The organism is Rhodoferax sp. RT4P68 (assembly GCF_056521305.1).
This window is the reverse complement of record NZ_JBWMBB010000004.1, coordinates 25,873-48,108: the sequence shown is the minus strand read 5'-3', so window position 1 is coordinate 48,108 and position 22,236 is coordinate 25,873. Positions and strand designations below refer to the sequence as shown.

Below are 22,236 nucleotides of genomic sequence, written 5' to 3'. Positions count from 1 at the left end.
AAAAGGCCGGGGAGTCCCGGCCTTTTGACTGACGGTCAGTGCCGTCTTACTTGAGGTGCTTGCCGATCAGGCCAGCCATCTCGAACATGGACACCTGGGCCTTGCCGAAGACATCCTTCAGCTTGGCGTCAGCGTTGATCATGCGCTTGTTGGTGGCGTCTTGCAGCTTGTTCTTCTTGATGTAGACCCACAGCTTGCTGACCACTTCCGTGCGGGGCAGCGCGGTGGTGCCGACGACGGCAGCCAACTGCGCGCTGGGGGTCAGGGCCTTCATGAAAGCGGCGTTGACGGCGCGCTTCTTGGCAGGGGCCTTCTTGGCCGGAGCGGCTGCCTTCTTGGCAGGAGCCGCCGCCTTCTTTGCCGGAGCGGCTGCCGTCTTCGCAGGTGCCGCCTTCTTCGCAGGTGCGGCGGCCTTTTTTGCCGGTGCCGCCTTCTTCGCTGGTGCCGCTTTTGCCGGCGCTTTTTTCGCAGTTGCCATGATGAATTTCCTTTTTGGTGTTGAGTCTTCACCAGCGAAAGAATGCTTCCTCACTGGCACAGCGGATGCTAATGGAGATGAAACGCGTTTCCAAGAGGAAAGACAGCTTTTTTCGCTGGGAGAGTGGGTGGTTTTCACTCTGGTGGAAGGCTCTGCGCATCGGTTGCGCGCAAGGTGCGGCAAGGCCGCCAAATCGAGCTGCTGCAAGGTGTGGCGCGGAAGCGCATGCCGGCTCATTCCTGGTCTGCCCGCTCTTGGCCATGGGAAGATCTTTGTGGATTCCTGAAAGTTCAATCCTTGATTTGTTTGGATAAGGTAAATTTGCGAACAGCCTTCATTTTGATAAGTTAATTCCATGAACACCGAAGCCCATGCGCTCGACGGATACGACGACAAGATCCTCTCCGAGCTGCAGCGCGACGCCCGTCTGACCATGGCCGAGCTGGGTCGCAGGGTGCACCTGAGCCAGCCTGCGGTCACCGAGCGGGTGCGCAAGCTGGAGATTGCGGGCGTCATCAAGGGTTACCGCGCGCAGATCGATCTGTCGCGTCTTGGCTACGGAATTCGCGCGCTGGTACGGGTGGGGCGTGCCGAGTACGCGCGGGTCGTCAAGCTCATCGACCAAACACCGGAGGTCATCAATGCCTTCAACGTGACCGGCGAAGACAGTTGGATGTTGGAGATCGCGGTGATCGACGTGGCGCATCTGGATGCAGTCGTCAGCAAGTTCTGTCTGCTGGCGGACACCTCGACCTCGATCGTGCTGAACGCTCCACGCGAGCATGCGCCAGTGCTGGCAGCGCGACAGGAGAACGTGCGCCCTGCAGCGCACCGCATCACAGCGCGTTGATGTCGCGCCGCCCGGGCATGGTGGCCAGCGCGACGCCGACGAGTGCCAAGGCGAACGCCAGCACCTGCAGTACGCCCATCGTCTCGCCGAGCGCCAGCACGCCGACCAGCGCCGCGCCGATCGGCAGCAGCACGGTGAAGACGCCGGCCTGCGCGGCCGGCACGGCGCGCAGGCCGGTCATCCACAGCCAGACCGTCCAGATGCTGGCCGCGAGCGCGTAGAACACGAGCAGCGCCCAGGTGCCAGCGGTGACGCCCCGGAAGTCGAACGACGCGGCAAAGTACAGACCGAACGGCGTCGCGAGCACCAGGCCCCACAGGTTGATGAGGGCGCTGATGCGCTTGGGCCCCAAGGTGCCGGTGAGCTTCTTGCCGATCACGGCATAGGCGGCCTCGCACAGCACGGCGGCGAAGAGCAGCGCGTGGCCGAGGACGGCATGCCCGCCAGCAACAGTGCCTGCAGCGGGCGTGGGACGCGACAACGCCAGCAGCCCGATGCCCAGCACCGCGCAGGCCACCGCGGCTCCAACGCGGGGGGTGATGCGTTCGCGCAGCACGATCCAGCTCGCCACGGCCACCGCCGCCGGGATCGTCGCCATGACGACACCCGCCGACACGGCACTGGTGAGGCTGACGCCGTAGATCATGCAGATGGAGAACAGGAAGTTGCCGAGGAACGATTCCAGGAACACCAGGCGCCGCACCGACGGCGTCATCGGCGCCTCGCCGGCCGGCTTGCGCAGCCAGGGCAGCATGGCCACGGCCGCGATGCCGAAGCGCAGCCACGCCAGTAGCAGAACCGGGAAGGCGGCCGCCAGCGGCTTGGACAGCGCCACGTAGCTGCCGACCAGCGCCATGCTCGATGCGAGGCAGACGCAGGCCACGAGACGGCTCGGTGCGGGGCTCAATAGACTCATGCTTTTTAGGGTGGAACCAGAGGGACGGTGATGGAGCAGACTTCAGAGAGTGCCGACGCGCAGCCCATGCGCCATGTGTTCGTCTACGGCACGCTGCGCCGGGGCGGCAGCAACGACATCACCCGGCTGAACCCTGCGCCTGTCTGGATCGGCGAGGCCCACATTGCCGGCACCTTGTATGACTGCGGGCGCTATCCGGGTGTTGCGCTGGGCGGTGGTGGGCGTGTGGTGGGTGAGGTGTATGCGGTCGATGCGGTGCTGGAGCGCATTCTGGATGAGATCGAAGAGGTCTATCCCCAGCAGACGGACGAGTACCTGAAGCGTGAGGTTCAAGTGCTTGTGGCCGGTGCGGCGTTGCAGTGCCTGGTCTACGAACTGAGCCCTCGCTACGTCGACCCACAGACCCAGGTGATTGTGGGAGGCGATTGGCTGGCGCACCTGCAGACCCGTTGAATGGCAGCGGTGCGGGCTCAGTCACGATCGGAAACAGCATTTCTCATCATGAAATTTGACCGTGCGCGGGTCGCATCCGAGGCGGCCGCTTTGGAGAACTTGGTTTCTTAATGTGGAAAGAAATTCCTAAAGCATTGAAAATAAACGGCAAAATTCTTGTCTTCTATAAGACATATTTTTGATCTCATGTCTTATAGAAGACTTAGAATTTGCGCATCGAAGACCTGCCGGCAGGCATCGCAATCTTCGACACCCTGATTTCTAGCCACTACCGGAGAAGCTCATGCCCCAATCCCTCACCGAACAACTGAGCCGCGAACAACAAGTTGCCGCACTCGAAAAAGACTGGGCCACCAACCCCCGATGGAAGGGCGTGAAGCGCGGTTACAGCGCAGCCGACGTCGTGCGTCTGCGCGGCTCGTTCCCGATCGAGCACACGCTGGCTCGCCGCGGCGCGGAGAAGCTGTGGGAGAAGATCAATGGCGGCGCCAAGAAGGGCTATGTGAACGCCTTCGGCGCGATCTCCGCCGGCCAGGCCATGCAGCAAGCCAAGGCCGGCCTGGAAGCCGTGTACCTGTCGGGCTGGCAAGTTGCTGCCGACGGCAACACGTCCGAGAACATGTACCCCGACCAGTCGCTGTACGCCTACGACTCGGTGCCCACGATGGTCCGCCGCATCAACAACACGTTCAAGCGTGCCGACGAAATCCAATGGGGCCGGGGCATCGAGCCGGGCAGCAAGGACTTCATCGACTACTTCCTGCCGGTCGTGGCCGATGCGGAAGCCGGCTTCGGCGGCGTGCTGAACGCTTTCGAGCTGATGAAGAACATGATTGCCTCCGGCGCTGCCGGCGTGCACTTCGAAGATCAGCTGGCTGCCGTCAAGAAGTGCGGCCACATGGGCGGCAAGGTGCTGGTGCCCACGCACGAAGCCTGCGAGAAGCTGATCTCCGCCCGCTTCGCAGCTGACGTCATGGGCGTGCCCACCATCGTCCTGGCGCGCACCGATGCAGAAGCCGCCAACCTGGTCACGTCGGACCACGACGCCAACGACAAGCCCTTCCTGACCGGCGAGCGCACGCAGGAAGGCTTCTACCGCGTCAAGAATGGTCTGGAGCAGGCCATCAGCCGTGGCGTGGCCTACGCCCCGTATGCCGATCTGGTGTGGTGCGAAACCGGCGTGCCGGACATCGGCTTTGCCCGTGAGTTCGCGCAGGCCGTGCACGCTGCGTGCCCGGGCAAGCTGCTGTCCTACAACTGCTCGCCTTCATTCAACTGGAAGAAGAACCTGGACGACAAGCAGATCGCCTCGTTCCAGGAAGACCTGTCGGCACTGGGCTACAAGTACCAGTTCATCACGCTGGCCGGCATCCACATCAACTGGTTCAACACTTTCCAGTTCGCCCACGCCTACGCCCGCGGCGAAGGCATGAAGCACTACGTCAACATGGTGCAGGAGCCCGAGTTCGCTGCGCGCGACAAGGGCTACACCTTCGTCTCGCACCAGCAGGAAGTCGGCGCCGGCTACTTCGACGACGTGACCACCGTGATCCAGGGCGGTTCGTCCAGCGTCAAGGCGTTGACGGGTTCGACCGAAGAAGAGCAGTTCCACTGATCTTCTAAGACCCATGCAAGGGCCCCGGCAGCGTGCTGTCGGGGCCTTTTATCTTTGTCGCGGCTAAAATCCGCCGCTGCTGCAACGAACAAGGGCGAGAAAGGCATGCTGGTTATGACACCGCGAACTACGACGGGGACTCCCACCGGCCTTTGAGGCCGCACGTTCGCGCCTGCCTGCATTTCCCACAGACCAAAAGCGCGGACATCCTCCGCGCTTTTGTCGTTCTGGCGCCCTCTCATTCGCTTCCCACGGTTTTCAACATGATCCACATCACGCTTCCAGATGGCTCGCAGCGCGAGTTTCCCGGCCCGGTCTCGGTGGCCGACGTCGCCGCTTCCATTGGCTCCGGCCTGGCCAAAGCCGCGTTGGCCGGCAAGATCCACGGCAAGGTTGTCGATACCAGCCACGTCATCACGGCCGATAGCCCGCTGTCCATCATCACGGCCAAGGACGCCGATGGCCTGGACGTCATCCGCCATTCGACGGCGCACTTGCTGGCCTACGCCGTGAAGGAGCTGTTCCCGGAAGCGCAGGTGACGATCGGCCCGGTGATCGAGCACGGGTTTTTCTACGACTTCTCCTACAAACGTTCCTTCACGCCCGAGGATCTCGCGGTGATCGAGAAGAAGATGGCCGAACTGGCTGCCCGGGACGAGCCGGTGACGCGCCGCGTGCTGCCGCGCGATGAGGCCGTGGCGCACTTCAACGGGATTGGCGAGCACTACAAGGCCGAGATCATCGCCAGCATTCCGGCGGGCGAGGACGTATCTCTCTACCGCGAGGGCTCCTTCGAAGACCTATGCCGCGGCCCGCACGTGCCCAGTACCGGCAAGCTGCGTTTCTTCAAGCTCATGAAGGTGGCTGGCGCCTACTGGCGCGGCGACCACCGCAACGAGATGCTGCAGCGCATCTATGGCACGGCCTGGGCGACCAAGGACGAGTTGCAGCAGCACTTGACGATGCTGGAGGAGGCCGAAAAGCGCGACCACCGCAAGCTCGGCCGTGAGCTCGATCTGTTCCACCTCGACGAGCATGCGCCCGGCATGGTGTTCTGGCACCCCAAAGGGTGGACGCTGTGGCAGGAGATCGAGCAGTACATGCGCCGCGTGTACCGCGACAACGGCTACCTGGAGGTCAAGACCCCGCAGATCCTGGATCAGGGGTTGTGGGAAAAGACGGGGCATTGGGACAAGTACCGCGAAAACATGTTCATCACGGAGTCGGAGAAGCGGGACTACGCGCTCAAGCCGATGAACTGCCCGGGCCACGTCCTCATCTTCAAGCAGGGCATCAAGAGCTACCGCGATCTGCCGCTGCGGTTTGGCGAGTTCGGCAATTGCCACCGCAACGAACCATCGGGCGGGCTGCACGGCATCATGCGTGTGCGCGGGTTCACCCAAGACGATGGCCACATCTTTTGCACCGAAGAGATGATCCAGGGCGAGGTGACGGCGTTCACGACGTTGCTGCAGAAGGTGTACCAAGATTTCGGATTCACCGACATCCTCTACAAGCTGTCGACGCGGCCCGACAAGCGCATTGGCAGCGATGAGAGCTGGGACAAGGCCGAGGCGGCGTTGGCGGATGGTCTGCGCGCGTCCGGCTGCGAGTTCGAATTCCTTCCCGGTGAGGGCGCGTTCTACGGCCCCAAGATCGAGTATGTGCTCAAGGATGCGTTGGGTCGCCAGTGGCAATGCGGCACGATCCAGGTCGACCCGAACCTGCCGGAACGGCTGGAAGCCGAGTTCGTGGGTGAGGATGGCGCCCGCCACAGGCCGATCATGCTGCACCGTGCCATCGTCGGCAGCTTCGAGCGCTTCATCGGCGGGCTGATCGAACACCATGCCGGCGCCCTGCCGGCATGGCTGGCGCCAAAGCAGGTGGCGATCCTCAACATCACCGACGGCCAAGCGCAATACTGTCGCGAACTTGCCAAAACGCTGGCGGATCAAGGGCTTAGGGTTGAGCTTGATCTGCGCAACGAGAAGATTACCCGTAAAATACGCGAGCATTCGATGCAAAAGCTTCCCTACATCCTTGTCGTTGGCGATAAGGAGCGTGAAGCAGGTGCTGTCGCAGTGCGCGCCCGAGGCAATGTCGATCTCGGTGTGATGCCGCTTCAAGACTTCCAGTCGAGAATTGCCAGCGACATCGCTTCCAAGGCTTGAGTCCCAGGTCCCTCCAAGGACTTCTCTGCCGTGGCCCGCGCGCCTGCAATGGCTTTCGCTATTTTTTGAATAGCACTTGATGTTGAAGGACTTGAGCCATCGCTACTGATTTTCGTGACCGTCGTCACCGTGAAGAACGTAAACACCGCCTGAACCGTGAAATCATGGCGCCCGAAGTCCGTTTGTCGGGTCCGGAGAACGAGCCTTTGGGCATCGTCAGCCTGATGGAAGCTCTGCGCATGGCCGGAGAGCTGGACGTTGACCTGGTGGAAATCGTGGCCACAGCCAATCCGCCGGTGTGCCGGCTGATGGACTATGGCAAGTTCAAGTACCAGGAGCAGAAGAAGGCGGCCGACGCGAAAGCCAAACAGACGGTCATCGAGATCAAGGAAGTGAAGTTCCGACCCGGTACCGATGACGGCGACTACAACATCAAGATGCGCAACATCAAGCGTTTCTTGGCGGACGGCGACAAGTGCAAGATCACCTTGCGTTTTCGTGGGCGTGAAATCACGCACCAGGAAATCGGCATGGCCTTGTTGCAGCGCATCCGCAATGATTTGCAGGATCTCATCATCGTCGAGCAATTTCCCAAGTTGGAAGGCCGCCAGATGATCATGATGATTGCGCCGGCCAAGAAGAAGCCGGTCGCCAAGCCGGCGTCCGAGGCGGCACCTGCCGCTTCGTAAGCAGGGCGAATTTCGAATTCGTGGTGTGCAGGTCGGTCACCTGCATGCCGTGATGGCGCCGGGCGCAAGCCTGGTGCCGGATGCGGGCCCGCAAGGTCTGCGTTCCCAAAAGTGGCTCGGGGCCAACAAGTCCGGAATCGGTTTCCGGCGCCTCACGAGCACAAACAAAGAGGAGCATGCACATGCCCAAAATGAAGACCAAGAGCAGCGCGAAGAAGCGATTTCGCGTTCGTCCCGGTGGCACCGTCAAGCGCGGTCAAGCCTTCAAGCGTCACATCCTGACGAAGAAGACCACCAAGAACAAGCGTCACCTGCGCGGTTCGGTTGCTGTGCACGAGACCAATATGGCCTCCGTCGCGCAAATGCTGCCCGGCCGTGGCATCTGATCACGACGAACAAGGAGTAATGCATGCCTCGCGTTAAACGTGGTGTAACCGCCCGTGCCCGTCACAAAAAAGTTCTGACCCTCGCCAAGGGTTTCCGCGGCCGTCGCGGCAATGTCTTCCGCATCGCCAAAGAAGCGGTGATGAAGGCAGGCCAATACGCCTACCGTGACCGTCGTACCCGCAAGCGCGTGTTCCGTCGGTTGTGGATTGCCCGTATCAACGCCGCCGCGCGTGAATTGGGCATGACCTACAGCCAGTTCGCCAACGGGCTGAAGAAGGCGGCGATCGAGATCGACCGCAAAATGCTGGCCGACATTGCCGTGCACGACAAGGCCGCTTTTGCCGGCATCGTCGAGCAGGTCAAGGCCAAGCTGGCGGCTTGAGTGTTGAGGGGGTAGCCCAGCCATTACGGCTGACCTGCCCCGCATCGGCTCAGGACATTGCAGGCCGAGACTTCGCGCGAAGTCTCGGCTTTTTTCTTTGCCAAGAGTTTTTATGACCGATCTGGATGCCATCGTCGAGCAGGCGCGCGCCGATTTCGCTGTTGCCGCCACACCCGCTGACCTTGAGAACGCGAAAGCCCGCTTCCTCGGAAAGTCGGGCCGTATGACCGAACTGATGAAGGGCATGGCCGCACTCAGCGTCGACGAGAAGAAAACGCGCGGCGCCGCGATCAACCAAGCCAAGCAGGCCATCGAGACGGCGCTGAACGCAGCCCGTCAGGCGCTTGCCGCCAGCGATCTCGCACTGCAACTCAAGGCCGAAGCGCTCGACGTCACCTTGCCTGGCCGTCAGCGGGGCGCGGGGGGGCTGCACCCGGTGTCTCGCACGATGGAGCGCATCGAGGCGATCTTCGCCAGCATGGGTTTCGACGTTGCCGATGGTCCGGAGATCGAGAGCGACTGGCACAGCTTCACCTCGCTCAACAACCCGCCCAACCACCCGGCGCGTTCGATGCAGGACACGTTCTACGTGGACATCCAGGGCGAGGACGGCATTGCCTACAACCTGCGACCGCACACCAGCCCGATGCAGGTGCGCTATGCCCATCAGCACGTGGCCAAACACGCTGCCGCGTTTGCCGCAGCGGCGGCCGACACCACCGGCCAGCTCAAGGCGCCAGAGATCCGCGTGATCGCGCCCGGCCGTACCTACCGCGTCGACAGCGATGCCACGCATTCGCCGATGTTCCACCAGTGCGAAGGCCTGTGGCTGGGCGAGAACGTGAGCTTCAAGGACCTGAAGGTCGTGTTCACCGATTTCTGCCGCCGCTTCTTTGAAAGTGACGACCTGGTGCTGCGCTTTCGGCCCAGCTTCTTCCCGTTCACCGAGCCAAGCGCCGAGATCGACATCCAGTTCCAGAGCGGCCCGCTGGCCGGGCGCTGGCTCGAAGTAGCAGGTTCCGGCCAGGTGCATCCCAACGTGGTGCGCCACATGGGGCTCGACCCCGAGCGCGTGATCGGCTTTGCTTTCGGCATGGGCCCGGATCGGCTCGCCATGCTGCGCTACGGGGTGAATGATTTGCGCCTGTTCTTCGACGGGGATCTGCGCTTCCTGTCGCAGTTCCAGTAACGCCACGCCTGCCGATCGACTAGAAGAGACCAACGAGATGCAATTCCCCGAGTCCTGGTTGCGCAGCTTTTGCAACCCGCAACTCAGCAGCGCCGAACTGGCCGAAACGCTCACCATGGGCGGCCTGGAAGTCGAAGACCAGCGCCCCGTCGCGCCGCCGTTCTCGAAGATCGTGGTCGGCGAGATCCGTGAGGCTGCGCAGCATCCCAACGCGGACCGGCTGCGCGTCTGCCAGGTCGATGTCGGGGGCGACGCTCTGCTGAATATCGTCTGCGGTGCGCCGAACGCGCGCGTCGGCATCAAGGTGCCGTGCGCGCTGGTGGGTGCCGAGCTGCCGCCCGGCGATGACGGCCAGCCCTTCAAGATCAAACTGGGCAAGCTGCGCGGTGTCGAGAGCCAGGGCATGCTGTGCTCGGCCCGCGAACTCAAACTCAGCGACGACCACGGCGGTCTGCTTGAGCTGGCTGCCGATGCGCCGGTGGGCACCGATGTGCGCGCATGGCTGGCGTTGGACGACGCCTTGCTGACGCTCAAGTTGACGCCCAACCTGGCGCACGGTCTCAGCGTATTCGGCGTGGCGCGCGAGCTCGCCGCCCTGACCGGTGCGCCGCTGAAGCAGCCAGAGCATCCGGCCGTCACTGCGCGACTGGACGAGCGTCTGCCCGTCAGCGTCGAGGCGCCCGATTTGTGCGGCCGCTTTTCCGGGCGCATCGTGCGCGGCGTCGATACGCAGGTGGCCACCCCCGCCTGGATGGTCGAGCGCCTGGCGCGGTGTGGGCAGCGCAGCGTCTCGCCATTGGTCGACATCTCCAACTACGTGATGTTCGAGTACGGCCAGCCCACGCACATCTTCGACCTCGACAAGATCCACGGCGGCCTGGTCGTGCGTTGGGGCCGTGAAGGCGAACAGCTCAAACTGCTGAACGGCAACACGGTGACGGTGGATGCCAAGGTCGGTGTGATTGCCGATGCGCAGACGGTGGAATCGCTGGCCGGCATCATGGGCGGCGACGCCACGGCCGTGTCCGACGACACGCGCAACATCTACATCGAGGCCGCCTTCTGGTGGCCCGAATCGATCCAGGGCCGTTCGCGCCGCTTCAACTTCTCGACCGACGCAGGCCACCGTTTCGAACGCGGCGTGGACCCGAGCCGCACCGTGGCCATCATCGAGCGCATCACCCAGCTGGTGCTGGACATCTGCGGTGGCGAGGCCGGCCCGGTGGACGACCAGACGCTGCGCCTGCCCGCGCGTGCGCCCGTGACGCTGCGCGTGGCCCGCGCCGCCCGCGTGATCGGCATGCCGCTGACCCAGGCGCAATGCGCCGACGCGCTGCGCCGGCTCGATTTCCCGGTGCAGGAAGCCGATGGCGTCTTGACCGTCAGGCCACCCGCGCACCGCTTCGACCTACTGATCGAAGAAGATCTGATCGAAGAGATCGCACGCCTGATCGGCTTTCAACATCTTCCGACCACGCCGCCGCTCGCCCCGATCACGGCGCGCGTGCAACCCGAGTCGCAGCGCGGTCGCTTCGCCTTGCGCCACCGCGTCGCAGCGCTGGGTTACCAGGAGACCATCAACTTCAGCTTCGTGCAGGCGCAGTGGGAAGCCGAACTGCATGGCAACGCCAACCCGATCACGCTGCTCAATCCGATTGCCAGCCAGATGGGCGTGATGCGCTCGTCGCTCATCGGCTCGTTGCTGCAGGTGCTGAAGTTCAACCTTGACCGGCGCGCCACCCGTGTTCGCGTGTTCGAAGTCGGTCGCGTCTACCTGCGCGATGCAGCGGTCGCCACCACGGACACTACCGTCAAGGGCATCCACCAGCCCATGTGCGTAGCGGGCCTGGCGTTCGGCGAAGCCGAGGCCACTGGCTGGTCGGGCAAGGGGCAAAGCGTCGATTTCTTCGATGTGAAAGGTGACGTGCAGGCCCTGCTCGCGCCGTGCGCTGCCAGCTTCGAGCCCTTCGAGCACCCGGCGCTGCATCCCGGCCGTTGCGCCCGCATCGTGCTGGATGGCGAAGTCATCGGCATGGTGGGTGAGCTGCATCCCCGCTGGCGCCAGTCATGGGACTTTCCGCAGGCGCCCGTGTTGTTCGAGCTGGACATGGCGGCCGTGCTTGCCCGCCCGGTGCCGCAAGCCCGCCCTGTGCCAAGGTTCCAGGGGGCGGAGCGCGACATCGCCGTCGTGGTCAAGGAAACCGTGACCCATGCGGCGCTGATGGCGGCCATCCACGCCAGCGATACCGGAGGGGTGCTGCGCGACGCGCAGCTGTTCGATGTCTATCGGCCCAAGCCGGGTGCCGCGTCGAGCGCGCTGGACGCCGACGAGAAAAGTCTCGCGGTGCGCCTGTTGTTGAACGCCGACGATGCCACACTCACGGAAGAGCAGATCGAGGCGGCTGTCAAGGCCGTTCTCGCCACGCTGGCCGAGCTTCTGGGCGCGCGTCTGCGCGGATGAGTCGATCATGGACGATGCCGATGAACGGAGAAGTGCAGTGAAGATTGCAGTGGAAAGCCTGGAAACCCCGGCGCTGACGAAGGCGCAGCTGGCCGAGTTGCTGTTCGAGCAGATCGGGCTGAACAAGCGCGAGTCCAAGGACATGATCGATGCCTTCTTCGACCTCGTCACCGGCAGCCTGGTCGACGGCACGGACGTCAAGATTTCCAGCTTCGGAAATTTTCAGATCCGTGTGAAGGCGCCGCGACCCGGACGCAATCCCCGCACCGGTGAATCGATTCCGATCGCCGCTCGCCGCGTGGTCACTTTCCACGCCAGCCACAAGCTGAAAGAGCAGATCCAGGGCTGATTCGCGCCGCATGCGAACTTGTGTCGCAGTTACTTGGCGTGGCCGAAGGCTTGGAGTAACCTTCGCGCCTTTTTTCACCTGCCCGAGTCCTATGGGTCACGCCCTGCCTGCCATCCCCGCCAAGCGCTACTTCACCATCGGTGAAGTCGGCGACCTGTGCGATGTGAAGCCACACGTGCTGCGCTATTGGGAGCAGGAATTCACCCAGCTGCGGCCTGTGAAGCGGCGCGGCAACCGGCGCTATTACCAGCACCACGAAGTGCTGATGATTCGGCGCATCCGCGACCTGCTGTACGACCAGGGTTTCACGATCAGCGGCGCCCGCAACAAGCTGCAAGAGCTGGTCCAGGTCGAGCGTGACAAGCGCCGCGTCGACGAAACCGTGCCGGGCGATTCACAGCGTGATGCCCACGAAAGCGTGGAACGCCCCGACGAATCACCGGCGGCCACCCTGCCGGTCGGCGATGCCGGCGTGCGCGCAGAGCTGAGCCTGGACGACGTGCGCCGCGAACTCCACGAAATACGTTTGCTGCTCTCCGATCCGCCCTGAAGCTTTGGCTATAATCGCGGGCTTCGGTGTGTGGCGCAGCCTGGTAGCGCACTTGCATGGGGTGCAAGGGGTCGAAGGTTCGAATCCTTTCACACCGACCAAACAAATCGACGGGTCAGCTCTCACAAGGAGCTGACCCGTTTTTCTTTGTCCAGCGCGGCCGCGCGCCCACATTTCTGCCCTCGCGCTGATCTCGATGTCCGGGCAGCCAGAGTCGGCCTTGGCTGAAGTAGGCGGGTGTTCAGCGCTGTGTCATTCATCGCCGCACGGGCGTTTGATGCAAGGTGCACATCAATTCACCCGAACATTGCAATTCTCAACATCGATCCCGGATTTGAGAATGCCGCATGAGCAAAACCATCCCCTGTGTCCTGATGCGTGCCGGCACCTCGCGCGGCCCCTTTTTCCTGCGTGAATGGCTGCCCGAGGGCGACGAGGGGCGTGACCAGGCGCTGATCGGCGCCATCGGTGCTTCCGACCCGCTGCAACTCGACGGCGTGGGGGGCGGCAGCACGCTGAACAGCAAGGTCGCCATCGTCTCGCGCTCCAGTGTGCCGGGTTGTGATCTGGACTATCTCTTCGCGCAGGTAGGCGTGGGCCACCGGTCGGTCGATACGCGGCCCAACTGCGGCAACATGCTCTCGGGCGTGGCACCGTTCGCCATCGAGCAGGGCCTGATCGAAGCGCAGCACGGTACGACCAGGGTGCGCGTGCACAACGTCAACACCGGCGCGCGGATCGACGTCACCGTGCGCACGCCGGGCGGACGCGTCACCTACGCGGGCGACGCGCGCATCGACGGGGTGGCCGGCACGGCGGCGCCCATCCTGCTCGATTTTCTGGACGCCTGGGGCGCCGTCACTGGCCAGGTGTTCCCCACCGGCCAGCGCATCGACACCATCCAGGGCGTGGAGGTCAGCTGCATCGACGCCGCCATGCCCCTCATGATCGTGCGCGCCGCAGACCTGGGCGTGAGCGGGCGCGAGCAGCCCGTCGCGCTGGACGCCGACAGCGCCTTGCTCGCACGCATCGAGTCGCTGCGGCTGGAGGCCGGCCTGCGCATGGGCCTGGGCGATGTGTCGAGCAGCGTCATCCCCAAGCCGGTGCTGGTCAGCGCCGGAGATTCAGAGAACAGCATCACCTCACGCTACTTCACGCCACTGCGCTGCCATGCGTCCCATGCGGTGACGGGCGCCATCGGCGTGGCCAGTGCCTTCGCGCTGCCGGGCACGGTGGCCAGCGGTATCGCGCGCGCCGCCGGATGCCACCAATTAACGGTGTTGCACCCGGCGGGGCAGATCGATATCGAGGTTGAACTCGGCGGCGCCGGCGAGGCCGTCAGCATGCAGCGCGCAGCGTTGGTGCGCACCGCGCGCAAGATCATGCAGGGCGAGCTGCACCTGCCGGACTATGTCTTCTCGCGTCCAGAAGAGGCCACCAGGCCATCGAAGCGCAAGCCCATCACGCTGATCGTGCCCACCAGCGCGGGCGGTGGCAACGACACCATGGCCCGCATCATCGCCAGCAAGCTCGCGGCCCTGCTGGGCCAGGAGGTACTGGTGGACAACCGCGCCGGTGCCAACGGCGCCGTGGCCAGCGAGTACGTGGCCCGCGCCGAGCCCGATGGCCAGACGCTGATGTTCGGCTACGTGGGCACGCATGCGATGAACCCTGCGCTGCAGAAGCTGGGCTACGACCCTGTGGCCGATTTCGCGCCAGTCGGCCTGGTCGGCTCGTCGCCGACGCTGATGGTGGTGCACCCCGACCTGCCCGCGCGCGACGTGCAATCGCTGGTGGCGGCGCTGCGTGCGCAGCCGGGCCGCTATGGCTATGCGTCGGCCGGCGACGGCACGCCGCCGCATTTCGCCGCCGCGCTGTTTCAGCTGGCGACCGGCACCACGATGACGGGTAGCACCTACCAGGGCGCCGCCCCGGCGATTGCCGACACCGCGAGCGGCCGCACGCAGCTGATGTTCCCCAGCCTGTTCACAGCCCACCCGTTCGTGCGCAGCGGACGGCTGCGGGCGTTGGCCGTGGCCGGGCCGCAGCGGTTGCCTGGCATGCCCGAAGTGCCGACCTTGGCCGAGGCCGGCGTCCCCGGGGTGGACGTCACGCAGTGGTATGGATTGTTCGCCCCGGTGCGCACGCCACAGGCACGGGTCGACGCGCTCAACAGGGCGCTGAACGAGGTGCTGGCTGACCCCGCCGTGCTGCAACTGTTCGAGCGCCACGGTGCCAGCGTGGCGGCCGGCACGCCCGAGGCGCTGCGTCAGCGCGTGCAGGGCGATCTGGCGCGTTGGCAGTCCGTCGTGGCGCAGGGCGGGCTGGGGCTGCGAGACGCGCGTGCCTTGGCACCCGACTGATCTTGGGTGCGCGTTGGCGACGCCGTCGCCGCGCCTGCGCTCGGACGCCGAGGCCATCCAGGCCCGCCGATGCCGGGTTGCAGACTTCATATTTGCAACGTTTTGTGATCTACTTGCGGCGCGCATTTGTGCGCGATGTCGAGCGGTGCATGAGCGCATCCGCCGTCTACAAGATCACAACTACTGGGGAATTCAATGAGCACATCCATTGCTGCGCGTTTGGGCGTTGCATCGCGCGCGCTGGCCGGCACCTGCGTCATGGCCATGGCCTGCATGGCGACGTCTGCGCAGGCCGCATACATCAACATCCTGCCGATCAAGATTTGCGATGACGTCGGCCTTAGTTGCGCCAACAACGGCAACGAGCTGTTCCTGTCCGCCACGAACAAGATCTGGGCGCAGGCGGGGCTGACGTTCAACTATCTTCCCTTCATCACCACCAACTCCAGCGACTTTCTGTCTCTGGATGACCAGCAGGAAGTGGCCGATCTGTTCAGTGCCGCGCCCGCTGCGGCCAGCAACCCTTTCACCATCAGCATGTGGTTCGTTGCGAGCCACTTCGATGCGTACGGCGAGGTCGACACCTTGGGCGGCAACAAGATCGTGATCGACGAGCTGATCTTCTCCGAAGGCCGGCTGGACACCATTGCCCATGAAGTCGGCCACCTGCTCGGCCTGACCCATGACGACGCCGGCGTCGATACCAACTTCCTGATGCGTTCTGGCTCGGATCGTCTGACGCCGAGCACGCTGGCCGACATCACGCCCGACGGCGCCGCGCTGGACCGCCTGACGGCGGAGCAGATCAACGTTGCGCTGGCCGACCCCAAGGTTCTCAACGAAGTTCCGGAGCCGCATTCCCAGGCGTTGATGTTGGCCGGCCTGGGCGCTATGGCGCTGGTGATACGCCGTCGCAATCGAACGCGTGCCTGACAGGCGAGACGCATTGATCGTGTTGGCGGGTGGCCTGATGGCGGCCAGCGCCACCGGTCGGGACGAAAAGGTGCGGCCTCCGGCCCAGCGGCGCTTTGCATCGCCTTGTGCGTCATTCGAACTCGACGTGACGGGTGCGCCGGGTTGGCCGGGTCCACAGGTGCACGCCGAGCTGTTCTATGTCGGCGCCCAAGGCCGCCACAGCCTGTGGTCGCAGCCGTTGCCGCAACGCTACGGGCCCGCTCGGGTGCTGGTGTCCAATGAGGGCACAACACTGCTCGTGGACGAGTGGATCAAAACCCCCAGCCCCTACGCTTTGATGGTGATCGGGCCCACAGGCACGCTGGTCGGCAGGCATGCAATGTCAGACATCGCCGCCGCATCCGGCATCTCTGCCGCCGACCTTGCCGCCAGGGCGACCGACGGTCCCTGGATGTCGGCTCCGCCGCGCCTCGACACGAAAGTCAACCGCGTCGTGCTGGAGGCTGGCGGCGTGCAGCTGACTCTGGATCTTGCGACGGCGCAGCTGTCGCGTGCCGCCGCCGGGCCGCCCGCTCCGTCGCAGCGGCAACGCTGAGACCGCACACCCACAGCACGCCACAGGGCGCCACGGGTTGCTGCGGGCAGCCCATATTGCGGAACTTTCGGCCGGTCAGAAGTTGTGTCGCATCCCCACGCTGACCCCGGTCGCTTTCTGCTTGTTCGCCGCGCCCTGGAAGTTGCCGTTCCACCGCGTGTGGTCCGCCTCCAGATAGACCGCGCTGCGTTTGGACAGCTTGTATTCCGCAAACGCCACCGTGCGCCCATAGCCGTCGTCGGCCCGCGCACTGCGCTCGCGCGCCACGCGGTAGTGCGCAAGCGTCAGGTCGACCTGCGCGGTGGCTGGCACGGTGGTGCCCAGCCCCAATGTGCGCATCTCGGTGCGCGCGGTGGCGCTGGTGTCGGCCTGGCTGAGCGCGTAGATGCCGGCCAGGCGGACGCCACCGTCCAAGGTATACGCCGCGCCCAGTACCGTTCCACGCAGGCCCAGCGTGTCGTCGTTGTTGCGAAAGCGCTGGTGCGCCGCCGACAGTTGCAGCTTGCCCAGCTTGTAGCCCAGGCCCGCGCCGGTCGAATCGGATGCGCCGCCATTGCCCGCGACCTCGCCCATGCTGTGCATCAGCCGCAGGCTGACGCCTGCAAATTCACCGCTGTACTTGATGCTGTTGTTCAGCCGGTACGAGCCGGTGTTGGAGCCGCTGGCGCCAAAGCCCACGCCCAGCTGGTGCTGGCTCAGTGCCGCCACGTTGATGCTGGGGTTGAAGCTGGCCAGCCGCATGCCGAGCGGGTCGATGGGCGAGACGGCGTCGGCCAGCAGCGTGGTCTGGCGCCCCAGGCTGACCAGGCCCCAGCGGCTGCCCAGGCCGGCCCACGACTGGCGGTCGAAGTACATGGTCGAGCTTGCCGGCGCGCCGGTCTTGGCGTTGATGCCCGATTCCAGTTGCGCCTGGGCGCTGAGGCCGCCGCCCAGGTCTTCCTGCACGCGAATGCCCCAGCGGCTGGTGTTGTTGGCGCCGCTCACCATCGTGGTGGCCGACGTGGCACTGGGCGTGAACTCGGCAAGGCCGTTGGCGCGGCGCATGGAGAGGTCGACGATGCCGTACAGGCGCACGCTGCTCTGCGCGTGGGCGCTGTCGGTGGCGAGGGCGCACAGCGAGGCCAGCGCGCTCATCGCAAAGGGCGCCAAGAGGGTGTTGCGCATGGGTGTTCCTTAGTTGGGGAAACGTGCTCAATCGGCCTTCAAGCCGGTGGCCTGCACGACCTTCTTCCACTTCACCTGCTCGGCAGCAATGAAGGTGCGCATCTGCGGCAGGCTCATCGTCTCGACCTCGGCGCCGTGTTCTTCCAACTTCTTCTCGATGGCCTTGTCGGCCAGGATCTTGTTCAGCACCGTGTTCAGATGCTCCAGCACCGGGGCCGGTGTCTTGGCCGGCGCGAACATCGCGTACCACTGCGACACGTCCACGCCGCTGATGCCCTGCTCGGCCAGCGTGGGCACGTCGGGCAGCAGCTCGGAGCGCTTGGCACCCGCCACCCCCATCGCCTTGAGCTTGCCGTTCTTCACGAAACTCATAGCCGTGAACAGGCTGGGGAACATGATCTGCGTCTGGCCGGCCAAGGTGTCGTTCACCGCCGGTGCGGAGCCCTTGTAAGGCACGTGCAGCATGTCGACACCGGTGGAAAGCTTGAACATCTCGGCTGCGAAGTGCGGCGCCGTTCCGTTGCCGGCCGAGGCATAGGTCGCAGGTTCCTTGCTGGCCTTGAATTGCGCTACCAGCTCCTTCGCGTTGTTGGCCTTGATCTTGGGGCTGGCGACCATCAGCGTGGCCGACGTTCCCACCATGCCCACGGGCTCGAAGTCGGCCACCGGGTCGTAGCGCAGCTTTTGCAGCGCCGGGTTCATGGCGTGCGTGGCGATGTAGCCCAGCATCAGCGTGTAGCCGTCGGGTGTGGCGCGCTTGACGAACTCGCTGGCGATGGCGCCGTTGGCACCGGCCTTGTTCTCCACGATCACGCTCTGCTTCAGCGCGACCGACAGGGCTTGCCCGATGGTGCGCGCCATGGCGTCGTTGGCACCGCCGGCCGAGGTGGGCACGACGATGGTGATGCTCTTCTCGGGCCAGGCGGCTGCTGCATTGCCGCAGGCAAATGCGGCGGCGAGGGCGATGGCGCCGACGAGGGCTTGTTGCTGGAACTTCATTTGTCTACTCCGGTGGATTGCAAAGATGGGCATTCAGAACAGGCTGAATGGTCGGCTGCACGATCACGTTTGTGAATTGCATCTTTGCGAAAGATTGATGCACACTGTGGATCAACGGAGACTCCAAAAAGCAGCCCTGCGCCATGGCCATCAACTTCAATCTCAACGACCTGCAGGCCTTCCGCACCGTGGCCGAGCTGTCCAGCTTCCGCAAGGCGGCCGAAGCGCTGCATGTCTCGCAACCGGCCTTCAGCCGGCGCATCGAGAAGCTGGAAGAAGCGTTGGGCGTGAAGCTGCTGGAGCGCACCACGCGCAAGGTGAGCCTCACCGCCGTGGGCCGCGACTTCGACCGCAAGGTGCAGCAACTGCTGGACGACCTGGACAACACGCTGCTCGGCATTCGCGGGGTGGCCGGCACGCGCATGGGTGAGGTCACCATCGCCTGTGTGCCGTCCACGGTCTACTACTACCTGTCGCAGGTGGTCTCGCGCTACCACGAGCGCTACCCGAAAATTCGGGTCAAGGTGTTCGATGCCGGGGCCAACGAGGTGCTCGCGGCGGTGGCGCGCAGCGAGGCCGATTTTGGGCTCAACTTCATCGGCAGCCAGGAGCCCGACATCGAGTTCAAACCGCTGTTGGAAGAGCGCTTCGTAGCCGCGTGCCGGCGCGACCACGCGCTGGCGAAAAAGCGCAAGGTGAGCTGGGCCGAGCTGGGCCAGCACGACTTCATTTCGGTCAGCAAGTCATCTGGCAACCGGCTGCTGCTGGACCAGGCGCTGGCCGGTGTGCCGGGCCGGCCGCAGGCCATCTACGAGGCGCAGCACGTGACAACCATGCTGGGGCTGGTGGAGGCAGGCCTGGGGGTCGCGGCCGTGCCATCGATGGCGATGCCGGGTGCCGACCATCCGCTCTTGGTCAGCGTGCCGCTGGTCGACCCCATCGTCACTCGCAAGGTGGGGCTGATCCGGCGCAAGGGCCGCTCGCTGTCGCCGGCGGCGCAGCAGCTCTACGATTTCTTCGCGGAGATGAAGGGCAAGCGGGCTGCCGTGGCGAAGCGCGCGCCGGCGTGAAGCAGTTGGGGCGCGATGACGAGTGCGGGATCGCATCACCTGCGTGCACGACGCACTTGGCGCTTTCGCGGCATTGCCAGCCAGCCTGCATGCCGGGCGTGACGGGTGTGACGGGCGAGCTGTTCCGCAATGCTGCGGCTTCTTCGAGTTAGAAGGGCAGCCCTTTTGAGGTCTTGGCAGTCGCTGGGGTTGCGCTCTGTAGAGGGCCGCCCGGCCTGGGGTGCCCGCCATGGCCGCCCGGTGGACGCGTCCCTCGCCCAGGGGCTCGGGCAGCCTGCGGTGCTCGGCCTGCGGGCGCATTGCACAACTCGCACCACTCACTGCGTTCGTTCACCTCGAACAAGTGCAATGAGCTAGTCATTGAGGCGTGCTGCGCCGCCGCCCGCAGTCCTGCGCTCCTCGGCGCGTCCACAGGTTGGCCACGGCGGCCACCCCAGGCCGGGCTACGTGGCTGGTGGCTGAAGCGCTGCCGGGGGGCTGCTCGCGTGACGCGGGCTCGCTTTCCGAACTACCAACGGCCTCTCTCTTGGAACTACCAGCGCGCACCGCGCATCGGAGTCAGCCGCACCGAGCCCGGCATGGGGCACCCCCAGGGCCGGCCCTGCAGACGCGCCGAGGAGCGCAGTGGCATGGGCGGCGGCGCAGCACGCTTCGTAAACTGACTCATTGCACCTGTTCGAGGTGAACGAACGCAGTGAGTGGTGCGAGTTGTGCAATGCGCCCATGCCGCGAGCACCGCAGGGCACCCCGAGCCCCTGGGCGAGGGGCGCGGAGCCGGGCCGGCCCTGGGGGTGCCCCATGCCGGGCGGCCCCCAGCACACCGGGCGGCCCCCAGCACACCGGGCACACCCAGCACACCCAGCACACCCAGCACACCGGGGACTTACGGCGACGCACCAGCGCCAAGACCTTGAAAGGCCCCGGCAAGCCTCAGTGGCTCCGGTGCTGATCCCCTTGTGACCAACTGGCCCGACCAGCCAACCGGTTCGAGATGCCGCTGACCAGCGACGTGGTGCGCTGAACGCGGCGCACCGCATCGCGCGCCAGCAGGTACGCTTCGGCCTGCCGCTCCGACATGCACGGCACTGCGCTGAACCGCATGGCAGCGCTGCGGGTGGTGCGGTCTCGTCCCGACGACGGAGTCGGGGAATGCGAACTCATGATCAAACTCCTTCCTCCTATTGGTTAGCAATGCTGCGCTTGGCGGGTGACGATGGACCCGGCGGAAAAATAGCGGCTTCAGGCCGAAATTTCAAGTCAATGTTGGCAGGGGTTCAGCGCCTGGCGGCCAGCACCCGGTCCACCATCACGCCCGCCTGGCCCAGGTGATTGGCCGGCTCGCACATCGCCTCCAGCTGCGCGCGCGTCACGTGCTTGGTGATCTCAGGGTGCACGGCCAGGATCTCGATCAGCGGCCGGTTCTTGGCAATCGCTTCACGGCACAAGTCATACACCAGGTCGTGCGCATACTCGCGGCCTATGTACGGCCCCAGGCCCATCATCACGGCCTCGGACATCACCAGGCCGTTGGTCATGTCGATGTTTGAACGCATGCGGCGGGCGTCCACCTCCAGCCCCTTCAGGATGAACTTGGTCTGCTTCAGCGCGCCCGACATCAGGCAGAAGATCTCGGGCAGCGACACCCATTCGATCTCCCACGGGCCGGTGGAGCGCTCGTGGTCGGCCACCATCGCGTCCATCAGCGCAGCCGCATGCTGGCGCGCCACCGAGATGTTGGCGTGGATGTACAGGCACGAAATGGGGTTGCGCTTTTGCGGCATGGTGGACGACGAGCCGCGGCCCGGCGCGTAGGGTTCGAACACCTCGGCCACCTCGGTCTGCATCATGAGCTTGACGTCCATCGCGATCTTGCCGAGCGAGCCGCCGACCAGCCCGAGGAAGGCGCCGACCTCCGCGATGGTGTCGCGCACCGTGTGCCACGAGATCAGCGGCTGGGCCAGGCCCAGCTCCTTCATGAGCCCGGCCTGCGTTTCCATCGCGCCCTTCTCCAGCGACGACAGTGTGCCCGACGCACCGCCGAACTCACCCATGAACACCCTTGGCTTCAGTTGCTGCAGCCGCTCGCGGTGGCGGTCGATGCCGGCCAGGATGCTGGCCATTTTGTAGCCGAACGTGATCGGCGTGGCCTGCTGCAGGTTGGAGCGGCCGATGACGGGCGTGTCACGGTACTTCTTCGCCAGCGATGCCAGCGCATCGCCGATCTCGTCGAGGTCTTGCTCCACCAACGCCAGGCCTTCGCGCATCTGCAGCACGGCCGCCGTGTCGGTGATGTCCTGCGTGGTCGCGCCCCAGTGGCAGTACTCGCCCAGCTTGTCCCGGCAGTGGGCGTTGATCTGGTTGACCACCGCGATGATGGGGTAGCCGATCTGCTCGGTCTTGGCCTTCAGCTGCACCCAGTCGATCTGCGACAGCTCGCAGTTGCGCACGATCTCGTCGGCCGCCTCTTGCGGAATGATGCCGAGTTGGCCCTGCACCTTGGCCAGCGCGCGCTCGATGTCCAGGTACTTGGCGGTGCGGTTCTCGTCGGACCAGACCTCGCGCATGCGCGCGTCGCTGAACATGTCGCCGAAGATGCGCGAGTCGACGATGGAGGCTGCCATGGTGGTCTTTCGTGTGGGG

At 64.8% G+C, this 22,236-nt stretch carries 21 protein-coding genes and 1 tRNA gene; 16 read left to right on the top strand and 6 right to left on the bottom strand.

Annotated features, from left to right (window positions below):
- Positions 1 to 46 precede the first annotated feature (46 nt).
- Positions 47 to 478 (bottom strand): SWIB/MDM2 domain-containing protein, encoded by a 432-nt coding sequence (locus AC099J_RS09680; protein WP_479615454.1) that lies wholly within the window; start codon positions 476 to 478, stop codon positions 47 to 49.
- Positions 479 to 833: 355 nt separating this feature from the next.
- Here AC099J_RS09680 and AC099J_RS09675 point away from each other — a divergent pair, with 355 nt between their 5' ends.
- Entirely contained in the window at positions 834 to 1,328 is a 495-nt protein-coding gene (locus AC099J_RS09675; RefSeq protein WP_479615037.1) for an Lrp/AsnC family transcriptional regulator, read from the top strand.
- Here the strand turns inward: AC099J_RS09675 and AC099J_RS09670 are convergent.
- On the bottom strand, positions 1,315 to 2,244 hold the full coding sequence (locus AC099J_RS09670) for a DMT family transporter (RefSeq protein WP_479615036.1): 930 nt from the start codon (positions 2,242 to 2,244) through the stop codon (positions 1,315 to 1,317). The genes AC099J_RS09675 and AC099J_RS09670 overlap by 14 nt on opposite strands.
- A 30-nt stretch (positions 2,245 to 2,274) precedes the next feature.
- Between AC099J_RS09670 and AC099J_RS09665 the strand changes: the two genes are divergently transcribed.
- From AC099J_RS09665 to AC099J_RS09600, 14 genes are all read left to right on the top strand, one after another.
- Positions 2,275 to 2,697, top strand: a complete 423-nt coding sequence (locus AC099J_RS09665; protein ID WP_479615035.1) for a gamma-glutamylcyclotransferase family protein — start codon at positions 2,275 to 2,277, stop codon at positions 2,695 to 2,697.
- 283 nt (positions 2,698 to 2,980) lie between these two features.
- Positions 2,981 to 4,312, top strand: coding sequence for an isocitrate lyase (gene aceA / locus AC099J_RS09660; protein WP_479615034.1), 1,332 nt, complete (start codon positions 2,981 to 2,983; stop codon positions 4,310 to 4,312).
- Between the two features lie 263 nt (positions 4,313 to 4,575).
- Positions 4,576 to 6,483, top strand: a complete 1,908-nt coding sequence (gene thrS, locus AC099J_RS09655; RefSeq protein ID WP_479615453.1) for a threonine--tRNA ligase — start codon at positions 4,576 to 4,578, stop codon at positions 6,481 to 6,483.
- 98 nt (positions 6,484 to 6,581) lie between these two features.
- Entirely contained in the window at positions 6,582 to 7,172 is a 591-nt protein-coding gene (gene infC / locus AC099J_RS09650) for a translation initiation factor IF-3 (protein ID WP_479615452.1), read from the top strand.
- 182 nt (positions 7,173 to 7,354) lie between these two features.
- The gene (rpmI, locus tag AC099J_RS09645) at positions 7,355 to 7,558 is read left to right on the top strand and encodes a 50S ribosomal protein L35 (RefSeq protein WP_479615033.1); all 204 of its coding nucleotides are present in this window, start codon (positions 7,355 to 7,357) and stop codon (positions 7,556 to 7,558) included.
- 23 nt (positions 7,559 to 7,581) lie between these two features.
- A complete protein-coding gene (rplT, locus tag AC099J_RS09640) occupies positions 7,582 to 7,941 on the top strand; it encodes a 50S ribosomal protein L20 (protein ID WP_479615032.1) in 360 nt (119 codons plus the stop codon).
- Positions 7,942 to 8,053: 112 nt separating this feature from the next.
- On the top strand, positions 8,054 to 9,130 hold the full coding sequence (pheS, locus tag AC099J_RS09635) for a phenylalanine--tRNA ligase subunit alpha (RefSeq protein ID WP_479615031.1): 1,077 nt from the start codon (positions 8,054 to 8,056) through the stop codon (positions 9,128 to 9,130).
- Between the two features lie 37 nt (positions 9,131 to 9,167).
- Entirely contained in the window at positions 9,168 to 11,591 is a 2,424-nt protein-coding gene (pheT, locus tag AC099J_RS09630) for a phenylalanine--tRNA ligase subunit beta (protein WP_479615030.1), read from the top strand.
- Positions 11,592 to 11,598: 7 nt separating this feature from the next.
- The gene (locus tag AC099J_RS09625; protein WP_479615029.1) at positions 11,599 to 11,940 is read left to right on the top strand and encodes an integration host factor subunit alpha; all 342 of its coding nucleotides are present in this window, start codon (positions 11,599 to 11,601) and stop codon (positions 11,938 to 11,940) included.
- Between the two features lie 91 nt (positions 11,941 to 12,031).
- The gene (locus AC099J_RS09620) at positions 12,032 to 12,490 is read left to right on the top strand and encodes a MerR family transcriptional regulator (RefSeq protein ID WP_479615028.1); all 459 of its coding nucleotides are present in this window, start codon (positions 12,032 to 12,034) and stop codon (positions 12,488 to 12,490) included.
- A gap of 24 nt (positions 12,491 to 12,514) precedes the next feature.
- A tRNA-Pro gene (locus AC099J_RS09615) sits at positions 12,515 to 12,591 on the top strand.
- 246 nt (positions 12,592 to 12,837) lie between these two features.
- On the top strand, positions 12,838 to 14,853 hold the full coding sequence (locus AC099J_RS09610) for a 4-oxalomesaconate tautomerase (RefSeq protein ID WP_479615027.1): 2,016 nt from the start codon (positions 12,838 to 12,840) through the stop codon (positions 14,851 to 14,853).
- A 195-nt stretch (positions 14,854 to 15,048) separates the two neighbouring features.
- Complete coding sequence (locus tag AC099J_RS09605; protein ID WP_479615026.1) at positions 15,049 to 15,786, top strand: PEP-CTERM sorting domain-containing protein; 738 nt, start codon at positions 15,049 to 15,051, stop codon at positions 15,784 to 15,786.
- 13 nt (positions 15,787 to 15,799) lie between these two features.
- A complete protein-coding gene (locus AC099J_RS09600) occupies positions 15,800 to 16,363 on the top strand; it encodes a hypothetical protein (RefSeq protein WP_479615025.1) in 564 nt (187 codons plus the stop codon).
- Positions 16,364 to 16,438: 75 nt separating this feature from the next.
- Here the strand turns inward: AC099J_RS09600 and AC099J_RS09595 are convergent, their stop codons facing one another.
- Positions 16,439 to 17,527: a porin gene (locus AC099J_RS09595; RefSeq protein ID WP_479615024.1), complete on the bottom strand. Its 1,089-nt coding sequence runs from the start codon at positions 17,525 to 17,527 to the stop codon at positions 16,439 to 16,441.
- Between the two features lie 27 nt (positions 17,528 to 17,554).
- Positions 17,555 to 18,526: a tripartite tricarboxylate transporter substrate binding protein gene (locus AC099J_RS09590; RefSeq protein WP_479615023.1), complete on the bottom strand. Its 972-nt coding sequence runs from the start codon at positions 18,524 to 18,526 to the stop codon at positions 17,555 to 17,557.
- Positions 18,527 to 18,669: 143 nt separating this feature from the next.
- On the opposite strand from AC099J_RS09590, the gene AC099J_RS09585 reads away from it, so the two are divergent.
- Positions 18,670 to 19,596 carry a LysR family transcriptional regulator gene (locus AC099J_RS09585; protein ID WP_479615022.1) on the top strand — a complete coding sequence of 309 codons (927 nt, stop codon included), beginning with the start codon at positions 18,670 to 18,672 and terminating at the stop codon, positions 19,594 to 19,596.
- A 930-nt stretch (positions 19,597 to 20,526) separates the two neighbouring features.
- On the opposite strand, the gene AC099J_RS09580 is transcribed toward AC099J_RS09585, so the two are convergent.
- Both AC099J_RS09580 and pcaB read right to left on the bottom strand, forming a co-directional pair.
- Entirely contained in the window at positions 20,527 to 20,757 is a 231-nt protein-coding gene (locus AC099J_RS09580) for a hypothetical protein (protein WP_479615021.1), read from the bottom strand.
- A gap of 113 nt (positions 20,758 to 20,870) precedes the next feature.
- Positions 20,871 to 22,217, bottom strand: coding sequence for a 3-carboxy-cis,cis-muconate cycloisomerase (gene pcaB, locus AC099J_RS09575; RefSeq protein WP_479615020.1), 1,347 nt, complete (start codon positions 22,215 to 22,217; stop codon positions 20,871 to 20,873).
- Positions 22,218 to 22,236: the final 19 nt, after the last annotated feature.